At 63.3% G+C, this 19,321-nt stretch carries 14 protein-coding genes and 1 riboswitch; of the genes, 8 read left to right on the top strand and 6 right to left on the bottom strand.

From position 1 onward, the window contains the following. The first annotated feature begins 14 nt into the window (after positions 1–14). The 3 genes from G8767_RS25760 to G8767_RS25750 all read left to right on the top strand — a co-directional run bounded on the left by G8767_RS25760 (position 15) and on the right by G8767_RS25750 (position 5,864). Positions 15–860, top strand: coding sequence for a carbon-nitrogen hydrolase family protein (locus G8767_RS25760; RefSeq protein ID WP_166812596.1), 846 nt, complete (start codon positions 15–17; stop codon positions 858–860). Next, positions 857–2,545 (top strand): NAD(P)/FAD-dependent oxidoreductase, encoded by a 1,689-nt coding sequence (locus tag G8767_RS25755; RefSeq protein ID WP_166812594.1) that lies wholly within the window; start codon positions 857–859, stop codon positions 2,543–2,545. Before G8767_RS25760 ends, G8767_RS25755 begins: the two co-directional genes overlap by 4 nt. A gap of 127 nt (positions 2,546–2,672) precedes the next feature. Next, positions 2,673–5,864, top strand: coding sequence for an NAD-glutamate dehydrogenase domain-containing protein (locus G8767_RS25750; RefSeq protein ID WP_124568995.1), 3,192 nt, complete (start codon positions 2,673–2,675; stop codon positions 5,862–5,864). On the opposite strand, the gene G8767_RS25745 is transcribed toward G8767_RS25750, so the two are convergent. Continuing rightward, positions 5,841–7,358, bottom strand: a complete 1,518-nt coding sequence (locus G8767_RS25745) for a PucR family transcriptional regulator (RefSeq protein ID WP_124568994.1) — start codon at positions 7,356–7,358, stop codon at positions 5,841–5,843. The two genes, G8767_RS25750 and G8767_RS25745, sit on opposite strands and share 24 nt — an antisense overlap. Positions 7,359–7,486: 128 nt before the next feature. On the opposite strand from G8767_RS25745, the gene gabT reads away from it, so the two are divergent. Both gabT and G8767_RS25735 read left to right on the top strand, forming a co-directional pair. Continuing rightward, positions 7,487–8,851 (top strand): 4-aminobutyrate--2-oxoglutarate transaminase, encoded by a 1,365-nt coding sequence (gene gabT, locus G8767_RS25740; RefSeq protein ID WP_007727077.1) that lies wholly within the window; start codon positions 7,487–7,489, stop codon positions 8,849–8,851. A gap of 1 nt (position 8,852) precedes the next feature. Next, complete coding sequence (locus G8767_RS25735) at positions 8,853–10,298, top strand: NAD-dependent succinate-semialdehyde dehydrogenase (protein ID WP_095970785.1); 1,446 nt, start codon at positions 8,853–8,855, stop codon at positions 10,296–10,298. A gap of 52 nt (positions 10,299–10,350) precedes the next feature. Here G8767_RS25735 and dszD read toward each other — a convergent pair whose 3' ends face one another. From dszD to G8767_RS25720, 3 genes are all read right to left on the bottom strand, one after another. Continuing rightward, positions 10,351–10,929, bottom strand: coding sequence for an NADH:FMN oxidoreductase DszD (gene dszD, locus G8767_RS25730; protein ID WP_003941189.1), 579 nt, complete (start codon positions 10,927–10,929; stop codon positions 10,351–10,353). A 208-nt stretch (positions 10,930–11,137) separates the two neighbouring features. Beyond that, positions 11,138–11,611, bottom strand: a complete 474-nt coding sequence (locus G8767_RS25725; RefSeq protein ID WP_019746727.1) for a YbaK/EbsC family protein — start codon at positions 11,609–11,611, stop codon at positions 11,138–11,140. A 15-nt stretch (positions 11,612–11,626) separates the two neighbouring features. Further along, positions 11,627–12,730, bottom strand: coding sequence for a hypothetical protein (locus tag G8767_RS25720; RefSeq protein WP_166812592.1), 1,104 nt, complete (start codon positions 12,728–12,730; stop codon positions 11,627–11,629). Positions 12,731–12,856: 126 nt separating this feature from the next. Here G8767_RS25720 and G8767_RS25715 point away from each other — a divergent pair, with 126 nt between their 5' ends. The 3 genes from G8767_RS25715 (at position 12,857) to G8767_RS25705 (ending at position 17,411) form a co-directional block, all read left to right on the top strand. Further along, entirely contained in the window at positions 12,857–13,441 is a 585-nt protein-coding gene (locus G8767_RS25715) for a TetR/AcrR family transcriptional regulator (protein WP_029254386.1), read from the top strand. Between the two features lie 45 nt (positions 13,442–13,486). Then, positions 13,487–13,660: riboswitch (M-box (ykoK) riboswitch) on the top strand. A gap of 343 nt (positions 13,661–14,003) precedes the next feature. Further along, entirely contained in the window at positions 14,004–16,697 is a 2,694-nt protein-coding gene (mgtA, locus tag G8767_RS25710; RefSeq protein ID WP_166812590.1) for a magnesium-translocating P-type ATPase, read from the top strand. A 9-nt stretch (positions 16,698–16,706) separates the two neighbouring features. Further along, complete coding sequence (locus G8767_RS25705; RefSeq protein WP_095970789.1) at positions 16,707–17,411, top strand: MgtC/SapB family protein; 705 nt, start codon at positions 16,707–16,709, stop codon at positions 17,409–17,411. 18 nt (positions 17,412–17,429) lie between these two features. Here the strand turns inward: G8767_RS25705 and G8767_RS25700 are convergent, their stop codons facing one another. Both G8767_RS25700 and G8767_RS25695 read right to left on the bottom strand, forming a co-directional pair. After that, on the bottom strand, positions 17,430–18,791 hold the full coding sequence (locus G8767_RS25700) for a lipase family protein (protein WP_124568992.1): 1,362 nt from the start codon (positions 18,789–18,791) through the stop codon (positions 17,430–17,432). Positions 18,792–18,855: 64 nt separating this feature from the next. Further along, the gene (locus G8767_RS25695) at positions 18,856–19,311 is read right to left on the bottom strand and encodes a GNAT family N-acetyltransferase (RefSeq protein WP_206029788.1); all 456 of its coding nucleotides are present in this window, start codon (positions 19,309–19,311) and stop codon (positions 18,856–18,858) included. Positions 19,312–19,321: the final 10 nt, after the last annotated feature.

Raw genomic sequence — 19,321 nt, 5'->3', positions numbered from 1 at the left:
TGAAGGAGCGCACCATGCATGTCGATTCAGTTCGAGTTGGCCTGTTCCAAGGTCCGCTCACTACACCGGACACCTTTGCGTCGGTGGAGTTCAACCTCGCTGCGATCGACACCGCTGCCCGTGAGGCTGCTGAGTCCGGCGCGAGGATCCTTCTGACCCCGGAGATGTCTGCAACCGGCTACGACATCGGCGAACTGGTGTCGCTGCGTGCGGAACCGGCCGACGGCCCGATCTTCGATTCCGTCGCCGAGATTGCTCGCAGTGCGGGCATCGCAATCGTCTACGGCTACCCCGAACTCGACGGGGGAGATGTCTACAACAGTGTGCAGGTGGTGGGCCGCGACGGCACCTCGCTTGCGCACTACCGCAAGACGCATCTGTTCGGCACGCTCGACCGTGAGCACTTTCGGCCAGGTGAGACCTTGGTGGTCGGGTTCGATTTCGAGGGTATCCGCTGCGGATTGTTGATCTGCTACGACGTGGAGTTTCCCGAAGCGGTTCGGGCGCACGCCGACGCCGGTACCGAATGGCTCATCGTGCCGACAGGCTTGATGGCTCCTTACGAACACATTGCGCAGCAAGTGGTTCCGGCCCGCGCCTACGAGAGTCAGATGTTTGTCACCTACGTCAATCGCTGCGGTGCCGAAACAGAGCTGACCTACTGCGGTCTCTCGTGCGCCATCGCACCCGACGGTGCCGAGTTGGCGAGGGCCGGCGGCGACCAGGAATTGCTCTTCGCGGACATCGCCGCCGCCACCGTCGCGCAATCGCGCACTCTCAATACACATCTCGACGATCGACGCCTCGATCTGTATCCAGACCTTCCTGTCACGACTGTCTCCAAGGAGAACCGTAGATGACCATCCCAGTAGCTCCGGACAGTTCCTCGGAACCCGGCAAGCAGCCGCCCCTCACGATGTTCGGACCGGATTTTCCGTTCCCGTACGACGACTACGTTTCCAGTCCGGCGGGACTCGGCTCGGTGCCCGACCTGGCACTGGGTACCGAGGTTGCCGTGATCGGTGGCGGACTCTCCGGCATGATCGCGGCCTACGAGTTGCTCAAGATCGGTCTCAAACCGATTGTCTACGAAGCCGATCAGATCGGCGGCCGGATGCGGTCGGTCGAGTTCGACGGGCACCCCGGGGTTGTCGCCGAGATGGGCGCAATGCGTTTCCCACCGTCGTCGACGACGTTGTTCCATTACCTGAACGAACTGGGTCTGCAGACCGAAGAGTTCCCCAATCCCCTTGCCGAGGTCACACCGAGCACGGTCATCGATCTCAAGGGTGAGAGCCACTACGCGCACACTCTCGAGGATCTGCCGCCGATCTACACCGAGGTGGCGCAGGCCTGGCAGCGCACTCTCGAAGAGCATGCAGATCTGATTCCGTTGCAGCAGGCCATTCGTGACCGCGACACCGCAGAAATCAAGCGGATCTGGAACGACCTCGTGGTGCGCTACGACGACCAGACGTTCTACGGATTCCTCGCCGCGTCGAAGCACTTCAAGTCCTTCCACATGCGGGAAGTGTTCGGGCAGGTCGGATTCGGTACGGGCGGTTGGGATACCGATTACCCCAACTCGATCCTCGAAATCCTTCGTGTGGTCATCACGGCCGCCGACGACGACCATCGCGGCATCGTGGGTGGATCGCAGCAGTTGCCGATGCGGTTGTGGAACCGCGCCCCGGCGCAGATGGCGCATTGGCCTGCCGGTACGACGGTCGCTTCGCTCAACGACGGCAAGACCCGTCCCCGCGTCACCGAACTCCGCCGTACCGAGCCCGGCAACATCACGGTCACCGACTCCGACGGGTTCATTCGTACCTATGCGAGTGCCGTTGTGACAGTGCAGAGTTGGATGCTGCTCAACAACATCAGGTGTGACGACGACCTGTTCCCGATCGACCACTGGACTGCGATCGAGCGGACTCACTACATGGGTTCGACCAAGGTGTTCGTGCTCGTCGACCGCCCGTTCTGGAAGGACAAGGATCCCGAGACCGGGCGTGATTCGGTGTCGATGACATTGACCGACCGCATGAGTCGCGGCACATACCTGCTCGATCAAGGTGAGGGCAAGCCCGGCCTGATCTGCTTGTCGTACACCTGGTCGGACGACTCGCTCAAGCTGCTGGCGCTCGACGCCACCGAGCGCATGAACATCATGCTGCGCTCTCTCGAAGAGATCTACCCGGGCGTGGACTTCCGCAGCCACATCATCTCGAGCCCGGTGACGCTGTCGTGGGAGACCGAGCGCGACTTCATGGGTGCGTTCAAGGCGAATCTTCCGGGCCACTACCGCTACCAGGAACGCCTGTTCTCGCACTTCGTGCAGAATGATCTCGAACCGCGTCATCGGGGAATCTTCCTCGCCGGTGACGACGTGTCGTGGACCGCCGGCTGGGCCGAGGGCGCGATCCAGACCGCGATCAACGCGGTGTGGGGTGTCGTCAACCATCTCGGCGGCGCTGCGCCTACCGAGAACCCCGGACCCGGCGACGTGTTCGAGGAGCTCGCTCCGATCAGGTTGGGCGACTGAGCTCACCGCAACTGCCGAAATGTCGTGCCCGATGGGGGTTGGTACTCCTATCGGGCACGACCTCTTTCCGGTGATCCACGCAACACTGGAAAGTGTTCGGATCCAATAATTTCCAGGAGGGTGTTCAATGGCGAGCACATCATCGGCGACCAAGACCGCAGCTGCAGAATCGAGATCGGCAGGCGGTGATCGATCCGGTGACCCGGCGCTCGAACTGGTCGCCGAATTGGCCGCAGCGGGCCAGCGACTCGTCTTCCGTCAGGGTGACAACCAGAACAGTGACGATCTGACTTGCGTGGTGCTGTGGCCGTCCGGAGAGCCCTCCCTCTCCGATCTGTGCGAGAACTTCGAGTCTCTCGGACTCCGAGTTTCGACGCACCGCCCGCTTCCGACCGTTCTGGGTTCGGCGCATTACTTCACCTTCGAGCCGAGCACCTTCGACGGCAGTGCGCTGGAGAAGATGGCGGACGCCTTCGAAGCCGTCATCGCCGGACAGACCCGGATGGACGCGTTCTCCAGTCTGATCGGACGAGCAGACATCACCTGGCGCGATGCAGAGTTGCTGCGGGCTGCGTGCCGTTTCCTCGCTCAGGCTCGTATCGGTTTGTCCGAGAGCTACATCGTCGGAGTGTTGGCAGCGAAGCCACTCTTCGTACGGCAGGCGATCGAACTTTTCACCGCGCGTTTCGACCCCGCCGTGGCGGGTGTGCGTGAGACAGCTGTGGCTACCGCAACGGCAGCCATCGACGAATCAGTCGACGGTGCAGACACTCTCGACGAGGACCGTGTTCTGCGCGGCGTGCGTTCGTTCCTGCAGGCGACTCTGCGCACCAACTGGTACCTGCGCGGTGAGAGTGGCGAACCGCTGCCGTACGCGTCGTTCAAGATCGACTCGCAGTTGCTCTCCACTCCGCAGAAGACCGTTCCCTTCCGCGAGATCTACGTCAGCGCACCCAATGTCGAAGGCGTGCATCTGCGTAGTTCCTCCGTCGCCCGTGGTGGCCTGCGTTGGTCGGATCGATACGAGGACTTCCGCACCGAGGCTCTGAGTCTCATGAAGACCCAGAGCGTGAAGAATTCGCCGATCGTTCCTTCGGGAGCCAAGGGCGCGTTCGTGGTTCGAGGCACGTCGTCACCGACTCCGGCGCAGGTGCAGGAGTCGTACAGCACCTTCATTCGCGGCCTGCTGGACGTGGTGGACAACATCGTCGACGGCGCAGCAGTACATCCGGCCGAAGTGATCGAGTACGACGGTGAGGACTCCTACCTCGTCGTGGCTGCCGACAAGGGGACAGCACGGTTCTCCGACGTCGCGAACGGCATCGCCGTCGAGCGTGGTTTCTGGCTCGGCGACGCTTTCGCTTCCGGCGGTTCGGCCGGCTACGACCACAAGGCGATGGGCATCACCGCTCGCGGCGCCTGGGTAGCGGTACGACGCCACTTCGCCGAGCGCGACCTCGACGTCGACACCGATCCCTTCACTGTCGCGGGCATCGGTGACATGTCCGGCGACGTGTTCGGTAACGGAATGCTGCTCTCGCGCAAGATCCGTCTGGTCGCGGCATTCGATCACCGCCACATCTTCATCGACCCGACCCCCGACACCGAGACGACGTTCGCCGAACGCGCTCGACTCTTCACCGTGCCGCGCTCGTCCTGGGACGACTTCGACCGCACCGTGATGTCGCCGGGTGGTGGCGTCTGGCCGCGCAGCGCGAAGTCGATCCGCCTTCCGCTCGAGGCGCGTGCGGCCCTCGGAATCACCGAGGAGAAGCTGACCCCGCAGGAACTCATCCGAGCGATCCTGTGCGCTCCGGTGGACCTGTTGTGGAACGGCGGCGTCGGTACCTACGTGAAGGCGTCGACCGAAAGCAACGTCGACGCGGCCGATCCGTCCAACGACGCAGTTCGCGTCAGCGCGGACGAGTTGCGTGCGACGGTGGTGGGTGAGGGCGGCAACCTCGGTTTCACCCAGCGTGCTCGCATCGAATATGCCGCTGGCGGTGGCCGAATCAACGCCGACTTCATCGACAACGCCGCCGGCGTTGCTACCTCGGACCGTGAAGTCAACATCAAGATCGCACTCGCAGAGTTGGACGCGACTGCGCGCAACGAGCTGCTCGCGGCGGCGCAGGACGAGGTGGCCGCATCAGTACTCGAGGCCAGTGAAGATCAGACCCTCGCGATCAGCCTGGCCGAGCACCGAGCTCCCGCACTGCTCGATCAGCACGAGCGGTTGATCGAGAACCTGGTCTCGGCGGGTGCCATGAAGCGACTGGAAGAATCTCTGCCCGACGCCAAGGCGCTGGCGGTCAGGGCGCGTGCCGGTCAGGGTCTGCTTCGACCGGAACTTGCTGTGCTGGTGGCGCAGTCGAAGAACGTGCTGACAGCGGAATTGGGGGCCTCGACCGTCCCGGACAATCAGATTTTCGCCGGTCGCCTTGCCGAATACTTCCCGCTCTCCGTCGTCGAGGCCGCACCGGACGCAGTTCGTGCACACCGGTTGGGTCGCGACATCATCATCACCTCGGTGGTCGACGAACTGGTCAACCGCGTCGGCCCCGGCGTGCTGTTCCGGCTCGAGGAACATCTCGGAGTTCGCAGTCCGGAAGCGGCTCTCGCTTACGCGGTGGTCAGCGAAGTGCTTGGTACCGAGGACCTTCGACGCGAAATCCTGAACTCGGATCGCAGTGCCACCGAGCAGTTGAAGGCTCTCGATCGGTTGCAGCAGTTGTTGGAGTCCGAGATGAGCTGGGTGTTGCGCCGCCCGGGCGCTGCCGGACGCTTCACCGTGAACCCGCGCGCCGACATCGATCGATGGGCAGCTCCGGTGCGAGCTCTCACCGAAGGTTTGTCGGCCGGCGACCGTATCGAGGCGTCCTTCGGAGCGCTCGCCCTGGCGGACATTGCCTTGCAGGAGAATACGACGGTCGCGGCCGCTGCCGCGATCTACCGGGAACTCTCCGACGCTCTCGACCTGGGTGATGTTCTCGGAGGCGTCGACGTTGCCGTCGGTGCCTCGCATTGGGAGGTCATGGGAAGCGCCGCCGTGCATGCCAGGTTGACGGCGCGTTTCGCGGATCTCGTGTCCGGAGCGCTCGGTGAAGGTGTTCCGGACGTAGTCGAGTTGTGGACCGCCGCCAATCCGCAGGCGGTGCGCCGGTTCACGGCTTTGATGTCGAGCGTGAGTCGCAGCGGAGCGCTGGACACGGCACGACTGTGCACGGTCGACGCCGAACTCGAACTGCTCGTTCGCGGTGCGTCCAGCTTCGCTTCGGTGCACGCTGCGGAGCGCTCAGCGGCCCTCCCAGGCGAGTAGTGAGAGCAGCAGTTCAGCTCTGACCCTGGCCTGACCGAGGTCGCATTGCAGCAGTTCTTCTATGCGCGCGATGCGACCTCGGAGGGTGTGCCGGTGAACACCGAGTTCGGCTGCCGCCGACTCCCATTGGCCGTTCGCCTCGAGATAGGCGCGCAACGACGCGACCAGGGCCGTCCCGTGTGTCTGGTCGTGTTCGGTCAACATCGGGATGGTGTCCGCAGCCATTGCGATCAGTGCCTCGCGGGCAGGCTCGGACGCCAGAATTGTCGACCCGCTCAGAGCGTCGAACTCGAGAATGCGCGCCGTGGCCGTCGTGAGGTTGGCCGCGGCGCGGGCCTGGACGAGTGCGCGGGGTGCGTCGAGAAGGCGGTGAGGGGTGCTGATTCCGGCACGCACAGCTTTCGCTTCGGTGGGGGAGAGCTGCGCCAGTAGCGTTTTGGCCGTGTCGATGGTGTCGGTTCCGCGAAGGAGTACGGTCAGCGCGCCGTCCTCGGATTGTGCGAACAGTGGCCGACCTGCCCGGGCGAGAGCGTTGTCGAGTTCGCGAAGGACGGGGCCGAGTCCGGATCCGCGAACGTGGACGAGGCGAACGTTGCCGTGTGTGTCGCTCGCTTCGTCCAGGTACGACGGCACACCGTCCTCGGGGATTCGGCCGTCGAGCAGAAGCCCGAAAGCCATGGCATTGAGTCGGGTTCGCTCGGCCCGCAGGCGAACCGGCTTCTCGAGTTCGAGGGTGAGCAACGAGACGGCATGTCCGAGCAGCACCCTGTCGATGTTGCTCAGGGGCCCGGCTCCCGCCATGGCGAGGTAGCCGTGCCAACTGTCGGTCACTCCGACCGGTGACAGCGTCAGCGTCCGCTCGGGTGTGCTCTGCGAGATCGACGCCGGAGAGTTGGGATCGCGGGTGGTGGCCGCGACCGCACGAACCTCGGTGATCAACGACTTCTGGTTTGCCGGATGCACCGCGGTGATCCGATCACCGACAAACGCCACCGAAGTTTTTGTGGCCGTGGCCAGTTCACGCACGATCGCCGACACGCCACCACGCAGTGCAACGCGGGTGATGCGTGTCTGTACTTCTGCGGCGCGCAGGACCGATTCGTATTCCTGCTGGCTCAGGCGAGTCATCACCGCGCGCGTGACCGCCGCGAACGGGGTCGTGAACGGCACTTCCAGCAGGGGGAGTCCGCGACCGCGGGCTGCGGCAATCAGGTCTGCGGGCACACTCTCGTGGGAAAGGCCGGTCCCGAAACCCAGAGCCGATACTTCTGCGGCGGCCAGACGGTCGATGTACTCGCTGTAGTCGGTGGCGTCGGCGCCCACCAGTGCCAGCCCGGTGGTGAGCACCAACTCACCGCCGGAAAGCCACGGTGTGGGGTCCGTCAGCTCTGTGGCCTGCGCAAACGTAACGGGATGGGTGGCAGCTGCTCGGTCGGTGAGCAGGGCCAGCGAGAGGTGTTTCTGGCGCAAGAGCCACGAGATCGGAACCGTCACCTGATCAAGGCTAGCTGTCGTTGCCGATATGGAGTAGCCCGGAAGCTCCGGGTATCCATTTCGGCAGTGCTGGCCGTGCTTCGCGCGTCGCATACTCGAATGCAATACACAACCGAGAGGGTGGTCACATGAGTGCAATCGAATACCGGCTTCCGCAGGAGCGTCGCATCGTCACGGAGTTCCCGGGCCCGCGCTCGGCTGCGCTCGCCGAACGCCGTAAGAAGGTCGTCGGCGCCGGCGTCGCATCCACCCTTCCGGTCTACGTCGCCGACGCAGACGGTGGAGTCATCGTCGACGTCGACGGCAATTCGCTGATCGACCTCGGTGCCGGTATCGCGGTGACCAGCGTCGGTGCTTCCAACCCTGCCGTCGTGTCCGCAGTTCAGGATCAGGTCGCACACTTCACCCACACCTGTTTCATGGTTGCTCCGTACGAGGGCTACGTCGAGGTCGCCGAGCGTCTCGCCGAACTCACCCCCGGTGACCACGAGAAGCGTTCCGTGCTGTTCAACTCCGGCGCAGAAGCTGTCGAGAACGCAGTCAAGATCGCCCGTCACGCAACCGGTCGCGACGCAGTCGTCGTCTTCGACCACGCGTACCACGGCCGCACCAACCTCACGATGGCACTGACCTCGAAGTCCATGCCGTACAAGAGCGGCTTCGGTCCGTTCGCCCCCGAGGTCTACCGCGTCCCGATGTCCTACCCGTACCGCGAGGGCCTCAATGTCGACGGCTCCAAGATCACCGGTGAGCAGGCCGCACAGCGCGCTATCACGATGATCGAGAAGCAGGTCGGCGCTGCCAACACGGCCGCCATCCTCATCGAGCCCATTCAGGGCGAGGGCGGATTCATCGTTCCCGCAGAAGGATTCCTCCCGACGCTCGTCGCGTGGGCCAAGGAGAACGGCGTCGTCTTCATCGCCGACGAGGTTCAGGCAGGCTTCGCTCGTACCGGCGCCTGGTTCGCCAGCGATCACGAGGGCATCGTGCCCGACCTGGTCACGCTCGCCAAGGGCATCGCAGGCGGCATGCCGCTCGCCGCTGTCACGGGCCGCGCCGAGCTCATCGACGCCGTCCACCCCGGCGGCCTCGGTGGCACCTACGGCGGTAACCCCGTCGCCTGCGCCGCTGCATTGGCGTCCATCGACCAGATGCGTGAGCTCGACCTCTGTGGCCGCGCACGCACCATCGAGTCGACCGTCGTCGGCCGAATGAACGCACTGGCAAAGGAACTCGACGTCATCGGTGACGTTCGCGGCCGCGGCGCCATGCTCGCCATCGAGCTGGTCAAGCCCGGTGGGCAGGAGCCGGACGCAGACATCACCAAGAAGATCGCCGCCGAATGCCTCGCTGCCGGCGTCGTGATCCTCACCTGCGGTACCTACGGCAACGTCATCCGTCTGCTCCCGCCGCTGGTCATCTCCGAAGAGCTGCTCGACGACGCGTTGACCGTCCTCGAGACCGCCATCCGCACTGCAGCACAGGGGAACTGACATGTCCAACGTCTCGGATCTTCTCGACTCGGTCCCCAAGGGTCTCTGGCTCGGCGGAAAGCTCGTCCCGGCCGAGAAGACCTTTGCGGTCTACAACCCGGCAACGGGTGAGGAGCTCGCCCAGGTAGCCGACGCCACCGCTGCCGACGGTATCCGCGCGCTCGACCTCGCCGCTGCGGCGCAGGAAGACTGGGCGGCTACTCCGGCACGTGTACGCGGCGAGATCCTGCGCACCGCCTTCGAATTGCTGCATGCCCGCGCCGAGGACTTCGCGTTGATGATGACCCTGGAAATGGGTAAGTCGTTGGCAGAGAGCCGTGGTGAGGTCAACTACGGTGGCGAATTCCTGCGCTGGTTCAGCGAGGAAGCAGTTCGCATCGGTGGACGTTTCACGCAGGCTCCTGCCGGTAACGGTCGCATCCTGGTCACCAAGGAAGCGGTCGGACCGGTTCTCGCGATCACGCCGTGGAACTTCCCGCTCGCGATGGGCACGCGCAAGATCGGGCCGGCGCTGGCTGCCGGTTGCACCATCATCGTCAAGCCCGCCGAGGACACGCCGCTGACCATGCAGCTCCTCGGTCAGGTGTTCGCCGACGCCGGTCTGCCCGACGGTGTGCTCTCGATCCTCCCGACGTCCGATGCGGCCTCCATCAGCGGACCGCTCATGGAGGATTCGCGTCTGCGCAAGGTCACCTTCACCGGCTCCACCGGCGTCGGAAAGCTGTTGGTGCGCAACGCCGCTGACAAGCTGCTCCGCACGTCGATGGAACTCGGTGGCAATGCGCCGTTCATCGTCTTCGACGACGCCGACATCGACGCAGCTGTCGACGGCGCCATGCTGGCGAAGATGCGCAACGGCGGCGAGGCCTGCACCGCGGCCAACCGCATCTACGTCGCCAACTCCGTCCGCGAGGAGTTCACCGACAAGTTCACCGCCAAGGTTGCGGCCTTGAAGGTGGGCGCCGGTGACGCCGAGGGCACCAACATCGGCCCGCTGATCAACACCAAGCAGCTCGCAACCGTCACCGGACTCGTCGACGACGCCGTGTCCAAGGGTGCTCGCGTTCGCACCGGTGGATCGGCACCCGAAGGCCCCGGCTTCTTCTTCACCCCGACCGTTCTGGACCAGGTGCCCGCCGATGCGCGCCTGCTGAAGGAAGAGATCTTCGGACCCGTTGCGGCAGTAGTCGGTTTCGACACCGAAGACGAAGCGATCGCGGCGGCGAACAACACCGAGTACGGCCTCGTGGCGTACTTCTACACCCGCGACATCGACCGTGCGATGCGCGTTTCGGCCAAGCTGGACACCGGCATGGTCGGCGTCAACCGCGGCGCGATCTCCGATGCTGCGGCGCCGTTCGGTGGCGTCAAGGAGTCGGGCTTCGGCCGTGAAGGCGGAACCGAGGGTATCGACGAGTATCTCGATACCAAGTATGTAGCGCTCTAACTTGCTGTGCGCCTTTATTAACCGCGGGCGGTTAATAAAGGCGCACAGTTGTCTACTGACCTAACGGAGTGGGGCGGTAGTACTTGCCCTCGTGGTAGAGCAGGGGAGCGGCAGCGGATTCGTCATCCTCTTCGGCGTGAACCCGCGTGACGAGTCCGATGACCAGAGTGTGATCTCCGACGGGGATCAGCTGGTCGACCTTGACGCGCATCCAACTGGGGGTGCCGTGCAGAACCGGCTCCCCGGTGTCCAGTACCGCCCACAGCGACTCGTCTGCAAAACGTTGATCTGCACTCCGCGCAAAGCGCTGGGCCAGATGTTGCTGATGCTCGCCGAGAAGATGGATCACCAAGGACTCGGCGGCCTTGAGTGCATTGATGCTCGACGACGTCTCCGCGATGTTGAACGAAACGAGCGGCGGCTCGAGGGAGACGGACGAGAACGAGGTGGCGGTGAAACCCACCGGGCCGGTACCCGAATCGAGGGTCACGACGGTGACACCTGCGGGGTGGCGGCGAAGCGCTGCGCGGTAGTCGCCGGCGCAGATGCCGGTGGACAACTCGGGCGTCGCCGCTACTTCGGGGACGTCGGGGGTGGTGTGGCTGGAAACGGCATTCGGCTTGTCAGACAACGGGAACTCTCCGGCTGGAACTCGAGGTGTGCGGTGTGGTCGAGGTGACTGCGCTCGGCATACACAGACATGCGTCGGTGCGGCACAGATCTACGTGTCGTCGACGCCAGTGGTTACCGGCCGGGGTCCTCGTTGCAGTGCACATGGTGCGTCCAACTATAGGTGGACGCACGTCTGAGTGGGTTCGGACCGGGTTGGCTGAAGCGCGTCAGTCCATGTCGACGGCGAGGCCGGCGGTGATTCGGAGGAGCTCGGAGTACGTCGTGCGAAAGACTGTGTTCGGGTGCCCGGCGGCCGCCCACAACTCGGGGTACTGCTCGAGGGCGGTATCGATGTAGGTGGGCAGGTTGGTGGGATGCCCGAGTGGCGCGACCCCACCGATCGGCTGACCTGTCGCCGACTTCGCCATTTCCAGCGGCGCCCGCGTGAGCTTGCCTTCGAGGCGTTCTCCGGTTGCTTTCAGGTTGACCTGATGTGCGCCCGACACCAGCAGCAGGACCGGGTCGTCGTCGAGAAGGAACACGAGCGACTTGGTGATCGCGCCTACCTCCACCCCGACAGCCGCCGCTGCCTCGGCCGCGGTGTGCGTGGCTTCGGGCTGCGTGACGATGACGCCGTGGTGACCCCGCGAGATCAGTGTTTCGGCGACGTGCGAGGCGTTGGGGTGGAGGAGGCTCGTCATGAGTTCAGACTAGGACTAGTCGGCGTTCGCCACAGCTGGAGTCGGCGTCGTGTCGGTGGACTTTCGGTTACGACGGATCGTGAAGCCGAACAGCATGACCGCACCGATCAGCGCGTACAGGAAGAGCGTCAGAGCAGGCTGGCCGACGCCGACGTTGTTGAAGTAGACGATGCTTCGCACGCCTTCGGTACCGGCGCCGGGTGTGATCCATCGGCCGATGGCGGCATAGAACGACGGAATCACGTTGGAGCCGAATGCGCCTCCCGCACTGGGATTGCCGAGGATCACGAAGACGGCGATGGCCAGCGGGACTGCCAGAACGCCGATGGCGGCGCGCAATCCGAGCGTGAACATGGCGGTGCCGAACACCACGGCTGTTCCCAGGATCCAGAGCGGGAACCAGTGGCCGGCGAAAGTTCCGAGCACGTGTGAGGTGATGAGGGCGCCGAGGGCTCCCGAGATGATCGAGTAGATCGCGATCACGCCCGTGTGTGCACTGGCCTGGCGGAGGGTCTTCGGCGCACCGATGAACAGTCCGATGGCTGCCGCGAGGAGATAGCCGCCGACGACCCAGCCGACCGAGAGGTAGAAGCCGGAGAGGCCGCGGTTGTCGTGCGCTCCGACGGGGATCTCGTCGCGGACGACGAACTGTCGGTCCTGCGTCGCCTCGACCTTCGTGAACACCGCTTCGAGTGACGACGCGATGGAGCTGCCGCCCGCGCTCGCGGTGATCAGGGTGTCCGGTCCAGCCGGATTGATGACAAATGCGCCCTGGATCTCGCGGTCGTTGATCATGCGTCGAGCGGTCGCCGTGCTGTCGACCACCTGAGCGTCGAGCGGGCTGCCGTCGATGGCGTTGAGTTTGTCGGCGATCTGCTGGTCCATACCGTGGGGTGTGCCCTGATCGGCGATGACCGCGATTTCGATGTCTCGCGGAGTCGGCTGATGGAAGGCGGCGACGTAGCTGAGGATGAAGCCCATCTGCAGCAGGAGCACGCCGACGAACAGCGCGGCCATCACCTTGGGTGCGCCGTACTTCACGAGCAGATTGTCGTGGTGGTGTTCGTCGTGGGTGGAGCTGTTGTCTGGTGCGGCGTGTGCCGGATGCGTAGTGGTCACGAAAGAGTCCTGATCTTGTCGAAAGTAAAGAGCTTGTCAATACCCGAGGTATTGAATACTCTAGGTATCGTGACTGAATCTCGTCAACCGGACTGGACGCCGGTAACCCGCCCCGGACGCGACGTGGTGCGGCAAAGACTGCTCGACGCTGCGGCGGAAGAGTTTGCGGAGCGCGGATTCAGTGCTGCACGTCTCACTGAAGTTGCTCGCCGAGCGGGCTTCACCAAGGGGGCTGTCTACTCCAACTTCGAGTCGAAACAGGATCTGTTCGCAGAACTGTTCGCGCAACGGTCTCTGGAACTGGCCGGCCGTGTGCTTGCCGAGATCGCCGGGATGAACCCGGCCGATGCGGCGGGCAAAGGTGGCGAGGCCATTGCGACGTGGATGGTCGACGACCCGGGGTGGTCACTGCTCGTCCTCGAATTCGGAGTGCTCGCCGGGCGTGATCCGCAGATCGCTCAGGCGTACTTACGTGAGCGTCGCCACTTGCGCAGCCAACTCGTGGAGTTGATCGGCGAACGTGCCCGTGAATGGGGAGTGGACGATTCCTTCGATGTGCGGACCACCGCAATCTCGTTGATGGCCTTGATATCCGGGCTCGTTCTCGAACACTCGGTGGATCCGGAAGAAGTTGATCAGAGCGTCATGGGTGCCGCCGTGACGGCACTCTTCGCCGGTGCCGTCGCACGGGCAGGATTGCCCGCAGTCTGAGTTGCTCGGTTGACAGGCAACAGATTTGAGAACTACCCTCTGGGTGCAGTACCTCGTTAGGTGAGGCTTCTGCACGAACACAGGCCACTGATCTCACGACGTCGAGAGACGCCCAAGGTTAGGACAGATCTCCCCGGCTTAAGGGGTGATCCAAAGTGGCTTCCCGGTTCCGATCGGGACACGTCGTGCAGTGCCAAAACTCGGACGTGGAGGTGTTTTCGCAGCTTGATGCCGGTTTCTTCCGGCGAAAGCGAGAGTACGTCGATATTCGGTTCTCCTGACGTGTGCTGTGCGCACACAATTGTGGCGTCATCGGACGCCCTAACTTTCAGGAGGTGACCATCGTGGACGACCCGCCGAGTCGATATTCGACCCATCCTTCTGTTCTTGCCGACGATGCTCATCCCGGTCTTTTGCTCTTCAGCCACTGACTCTGTGCATCCTCGGTTTCATCTGCGCGGCTCGCCGCGTCCGCTGACGACTTCCATTGTCGCTCAGCGTATTCTGCTGCCCTCATGTACTGGCATGGTCAGGCGTGTTCGGGCAGCCGAGGAGATTCGTCATGTCATTTTCCGTTCTCGCATTGCGGCCACGGCCCACGAGAAACAGCGCACAACAAGCACATTCAACGGTCCTGGCCAAGGAAAGCGCACAGGAATTGGTCGACTACTCGGCCTCGGACACGCGCACCGTTCTCGCAGATCTGACCACGACGGCCAACGGCCTTCGCGACGATCAGATCGACGATCTTCGTCGGCAATACGGGCGCAACGATGTCCGCCACGACCGCCCGGCACCGGCGATCGTGCAGTTCGCGCAAGCCTTCAAGAATCCGTTCATCCTGATCCTGGTGTTCCTGGCCCTGATCATGGTGGGGACCGACGTGGTCTGGGCGGACCCCGAGGACGGTCCCTCCTACGAGGGCATCATCACTCTCGGGTTGATGATCTTTGTCAGTGTCTCACTGAGGTTCTGGCAGGAATACCGTTCGAGTCGCGCCGCCGAGGCGCTCAAGGCGATGGTCACGACGACCGTCGCGGCCACCCGCAAGATCAACAACACCGTGGTCACGGCGGAGATTCCGATCGAGCAACTACTGCCAGGTGATGTGGTCCAGCTTGCCGCCGGCGACATGATCCCGGCCGATGTCCGCATCATTCGGGCCAAGGATCTACAGGTCAATCAGTCCATGCTCAGCGGTGAATCGATGCCGGCCGAGAAGTCGGCGGAACCGTCGTCGGGAATCGACGTCGATCGGCTGCTCGAAGCCGAGAACATCGGGTTCATGGGTACTTCCGTCGTGTCGGGCAGCGGCACCGCCGTCGCGGTGCACACGGGCAAGCGCACCTACTTCGGTGCCATGACAGCACAATTGGCCTCCAAGCGACCCGAAACCAGCTTCGACGTCGGGGTGCGCAGCGTCAGCTACCTGCTGATCAAATTCATGCTGATCATGGTTCCCGCGGTGTTCATCATCAACGGACTGACCAAGGACTGGAGCCAAGCACTACTCTTCGGCGTCGCCACCGCAGTGGGGTTGACTCCGGAAATGTTGCCGCTCATCGTGACTGCGAACCTGGCCAAGGGTGCGCTTCACATGTCGCGCAAGAAGGTGATCGTCAAGCAGATCAACGCGATTCAGAACTTCGGCGCCATGGACGTTCTGTGCACGGACAAGACCGGAACTCTCACCGAGGACCGCATCGTTCTCGGTGAACATCTCGATACTGCCGGCCGCAAGTCCGAGGACGTGTTGCGGCTCGCGGCAGTCAATTCCGTGAATCAGACCGGATTGCGTAGTCTTCTCGACGACGCGGTGATCGAGGCCGCCGGTCCCGAAGTGATCGAGGAGATCTCGCGTCTGCACGGGTTGGTGGACGAGATTCCCTTCGACTTCAAGCGTCGTCGGCTCTCGGTGGTGGTCGATCACGGTGACGCCGATCTGATCGTCACCAAAGGTGCAGTGGAAGAGCTTCTTTCGGTCTGTGAATCGGTTGAACTGGACGGGGTGACCCACCAGCTGACGCCGGGATGGCTGGCCCGAGTCGACCGACTGGTCGCCGAACTGAACGGTCAGGGTAAGCGAGTGCTTGCGGTGGCGACCAGGGTCGTTGTCGACGAACAGCGACGCGAGTACTCAACTGCCGATGAAGAGGGCATGACCCTGGTCGGGTTGCTGGCCTTCCTCGACCCGCCGAAGGAATCTGCGGCCGGGGCGATCGAAGCTCTCGCGAGTCACGGTGTCGCCGTGAAGGTGGTGACGGGTGACAACGAACTGGTCGCCGAAACCGTCTGCGGCAAAGTCGGTATCGACGTGGGAACTGTTGTGTCCGGCGCCGAGATCGAAGCGTTGAGCGACGACGCCCTCGACGAGTTGGTGCAACGGACAACCGTCTTCGCGAAGACGGATCCGATGCAGAAGGCACGCATTGTCGAATCGCTGCGCCGGGTCGGCCACACGGTTGGTTTCCTCGGTGACGGTGTCAACGACGCACCCGCACTTCGGGCCGCGGACGTCGGCATCTCCGTCGACACAGCGGCGGACATCGCCCGCGAATCCGCGGACATCATCTTGCTGGAGAAGGACCTCGGCGTACTCGAACAAGGAGTCATCGAAGGGCGTCGCACCTTCGGAAACATCCAGAAGTACATCAAGATGACTGCGTCGTCGAACTTCGGGAACGTCTTCTCGGTGCTCGTCGCCAGTGCGTTGCTGCCGTTCATCCCCATGATTCCCGTAGTTCTGTTGTTGCAGAACCTGATCTACGATCTCTCGATGCTCACGATCCCGTGGGACCGTGTCGACGACGACTTCCTCGCGAAGCCACGCAAGTGGGAGACCAAGAGCCTTCGTCGGTTCATGGTGTTCATCGGCCCGATCAGTTCGATCTTCGACATCTCGACCTTCGCGCTGATGTGGTTCGTGTTCGCCGCCAACTCTCCCGAGCATGCGGCGTTGTTCCAATCGGGTTGGTTCATCGAGTCGTTGATCTCACAGACGCTGATCGTTCACATGATCCGCACCCGCAAGATCCCGTTCATCCAGTCGCGTGCTTCGCTGCCGGTACTGCTCAGCACGGGCGCTGCCTGCGTCTTCGCGCTGGTGTTCCCGTTCACGTCCTGGGGCCATTCCCTCGGGTTGGTTTCACTGCCGTGGAACTACTTCCCGTGGCTGGTCCTCACTCTCGCGGCATACTGCGTCGTCACGCAGGTGGCCAAGGGAATGTTCATCCGTCGATTCGCGACCTGGCTCTAGGAGTTCACCGTGGAAATCCACGTCATCCTTGTGCGGATAGCGCTCGGGCTCGTCCTCGGCGCTGCCGTCGGGATCGAAAGGCAATGGCGCGCAAGGATGGCGGGTCTGCGAACCAACGCGTTGGTGAGCTTGGGTGCGACGCTCTTCGTGATCATGGGCGCGTACGGGTTCGAGGGGCCGGACGCTGATCCGACGCGCGTCGCAGCGCAGATCGTCTCGGGGATCGGCTTCCTCGGTGCCGGGGTGATCATGAAGCAGGGAGCCTCGGTCACGGGCCTGAACACCGCCGCAACCTTGTGGGCCACGGCCGCCGTCGGCGCGCTGGCAGGCGGCGGAATGTACTGGGTGGCGGTGTTCGGAGCCGGTGCGATCATGTTGGCGAACACATTGTTGAGGCCGTTGGGCCGGATGATGGATCACCAGCCTGCCCGCACCGGGCGCGAGGAACCGCCGGCCGATTACACCTTCGAGGTGACCTGCCACGGTGACGCCGAAGCCCACATCAGAGGGCTTACCGTACAGTCCATTTCGAGGCCGGAGTTCCAACTGCGGTCAGTGCAGTCCTTCGACATCCCGGACAGCGACCGCGTGCGGGTGGTGGCCGAACTGGCTGCGGCGGAGCGTGACGACGGACTTCTGGAATCCGCCGTCAGCCGGCTTAGCCTGGAACCGTTGGTAACTCACGTTCGGTGGGAGGTGGAGCCGTCGAAGTAGATTCGAGGTCCCGGTCAGCTAGCGTGCATGTTCCTGCGGCGCAAGAGAGTTCCCCGGTGCGATGTCCGCGCAGTTCGACGGCGCAGGCTTGCCGTTCAATCGGTCGTCGACCCAAGCGAGCGCACCGGGGAGCCAGAGCATGGCGCCGAGGAAGTGGCTGATGGTGTCGTACTGGTCGTACTGAATCGCCAGGCCGGCGTCGCAGTACTTGCGTGCGAGGCTGCGGACGTCGCCCGTGATCATCACGCCGTCACCTGCTCCGACACCGGGGCCGCCGGGTTGGGTGCCCTCGATGGTTCCGTTCGCTGCCTGCGCGATGAACATCGGTATCGTCGGTGTCGCAGCAGTGCCCATGTTGATCTTGTTCACGACATCGACGTACTCGGGAACCGTATTGGGATCTGCGTACTCGGGTTTGACCAAGTCCTGCCAGGTCAAACCGGGATATTGCGCCAGCACATTGCCGATGGACGCGTCTTCGAGTCGAGCCATGACGTCGCGTCCACGGTCGCTGAGATACTTCCCGAAATCGATGTCGTACGAACGCGCAACGCCGACGACTGCCATGCCGACCACGCCGCCCCACCCGATGCTTCCGCTCGCGTAGCGAAGGTTGTTGGCCGGATTGACCAGCACGCCTCCCTGCGCGGCACCGATCAAGTTGTCGTTGATCTCCGGTGCATATGCGGGAGCGAGTATCGAAGCCCAGTTGGTGGCGATCGCTCCGCCGGAGTAACCCATCAGCGCGATCTCTGCGTCGTCGGTGATTCCGGTTTCCGGGACATCACGGGCGGCACGCAGAGCGTCGAGCGTCATCATCCCGTATTCGGGTCCGGCAGCGAAGTTTGCATCCGGGCCCTCGGTGTCCGGGACGACGATCGTGTAGCCCAATGCGAAGAGCGGCCCGAACAAGGCTGCCTCGATGGACGTGAAGGTGCCGCCGATGTTGAAGTTGCGTCCGCTGGGCGTCCAGTCACCGATCGGGGTGTTGCCCGCGATTGCGCGAGACGGACTGTCGTCGGGGTTCAGGGAATCGTAAAAGGACTGGTACGAAACAACTTTGTTCGGTTGAGCGTTGGCGGGGCGCAGGATCGAGGTGACGTTGGCGGACGGTTGTCCCAGGGCGTCGGTTGATCGATAGAGAACCTGCACTGCCTGTATCGGGGTCGGGACGTTGAGCACCGTGTACGGCACGGTGCGAGTCTCGAGGACTGCGCCGGGAGCGTACGACGAGAGGGGCGTCGCGCCGTCGTAGCTGTAGAAACCGTCATCAGGGGACTGGGCAAGAGCCGGCTGTGCGAGCGCTACCGGTGCGCCGACGCCTGTCAGTGCGACAGCGAGTACTCCGACAACTGTGCGAGATAAGACCCTTGACGACATACTCGTCCTCCACATTGGTGTGCCACGCCCCACCCTGAGATCGCGGTGTGACGACCACCATATATTACTCGCGGGTAATGTGGGGATCGGTCATCTCGGGCGCCGTGTCGAGTTCTCGGCGTAGAAAGATCTCGGAGGACTCGCCGGGAAGTAGCAAAACTCCGGCATCGACGTATCCCATTGCGCGATAGAAGTTCTGGGCTGATTCGTCGGCGAGTGTGGAGGTGAGGACCGTCGAATATCCCGCACGGCGCATCTGTGTTTCCCAATATCTGACCAACGCGCTCCCGATGTCTTGGCCGCGGTTTAGAGACTGGACGGTCAGCATGTTCATGAACGGAATCTCGTCCCAGAACAGGCCCCAAGGGAGCCATCCGATTGGATTATCGCTGTCCTCGGCGACGAGTATCCGGCCGCGTTGGACCACCGACACGAGTTCCTCGTCTGCGATGTGCGAGTCGTTCTCACGTAAGAACGGCAAGTCTGTCTGTGCTGCGACGCGAATGTTCACCACACACATCAGTATTGCC

The organism is Rhodococcus sp. IC4_135 (genome assembly GCF_011602025.1).
Classification (GTDB): domain Bacteria; phylum Actinomycetota; class Actinomycetes; order Mycobacteriales; family Mycobacteriaceae; genus Rhodococcus_F; species Rhodococcus_F baikonurensis.
This window is presented reverse-complemented; position numbering and strand designations above follow the sequence as displayed.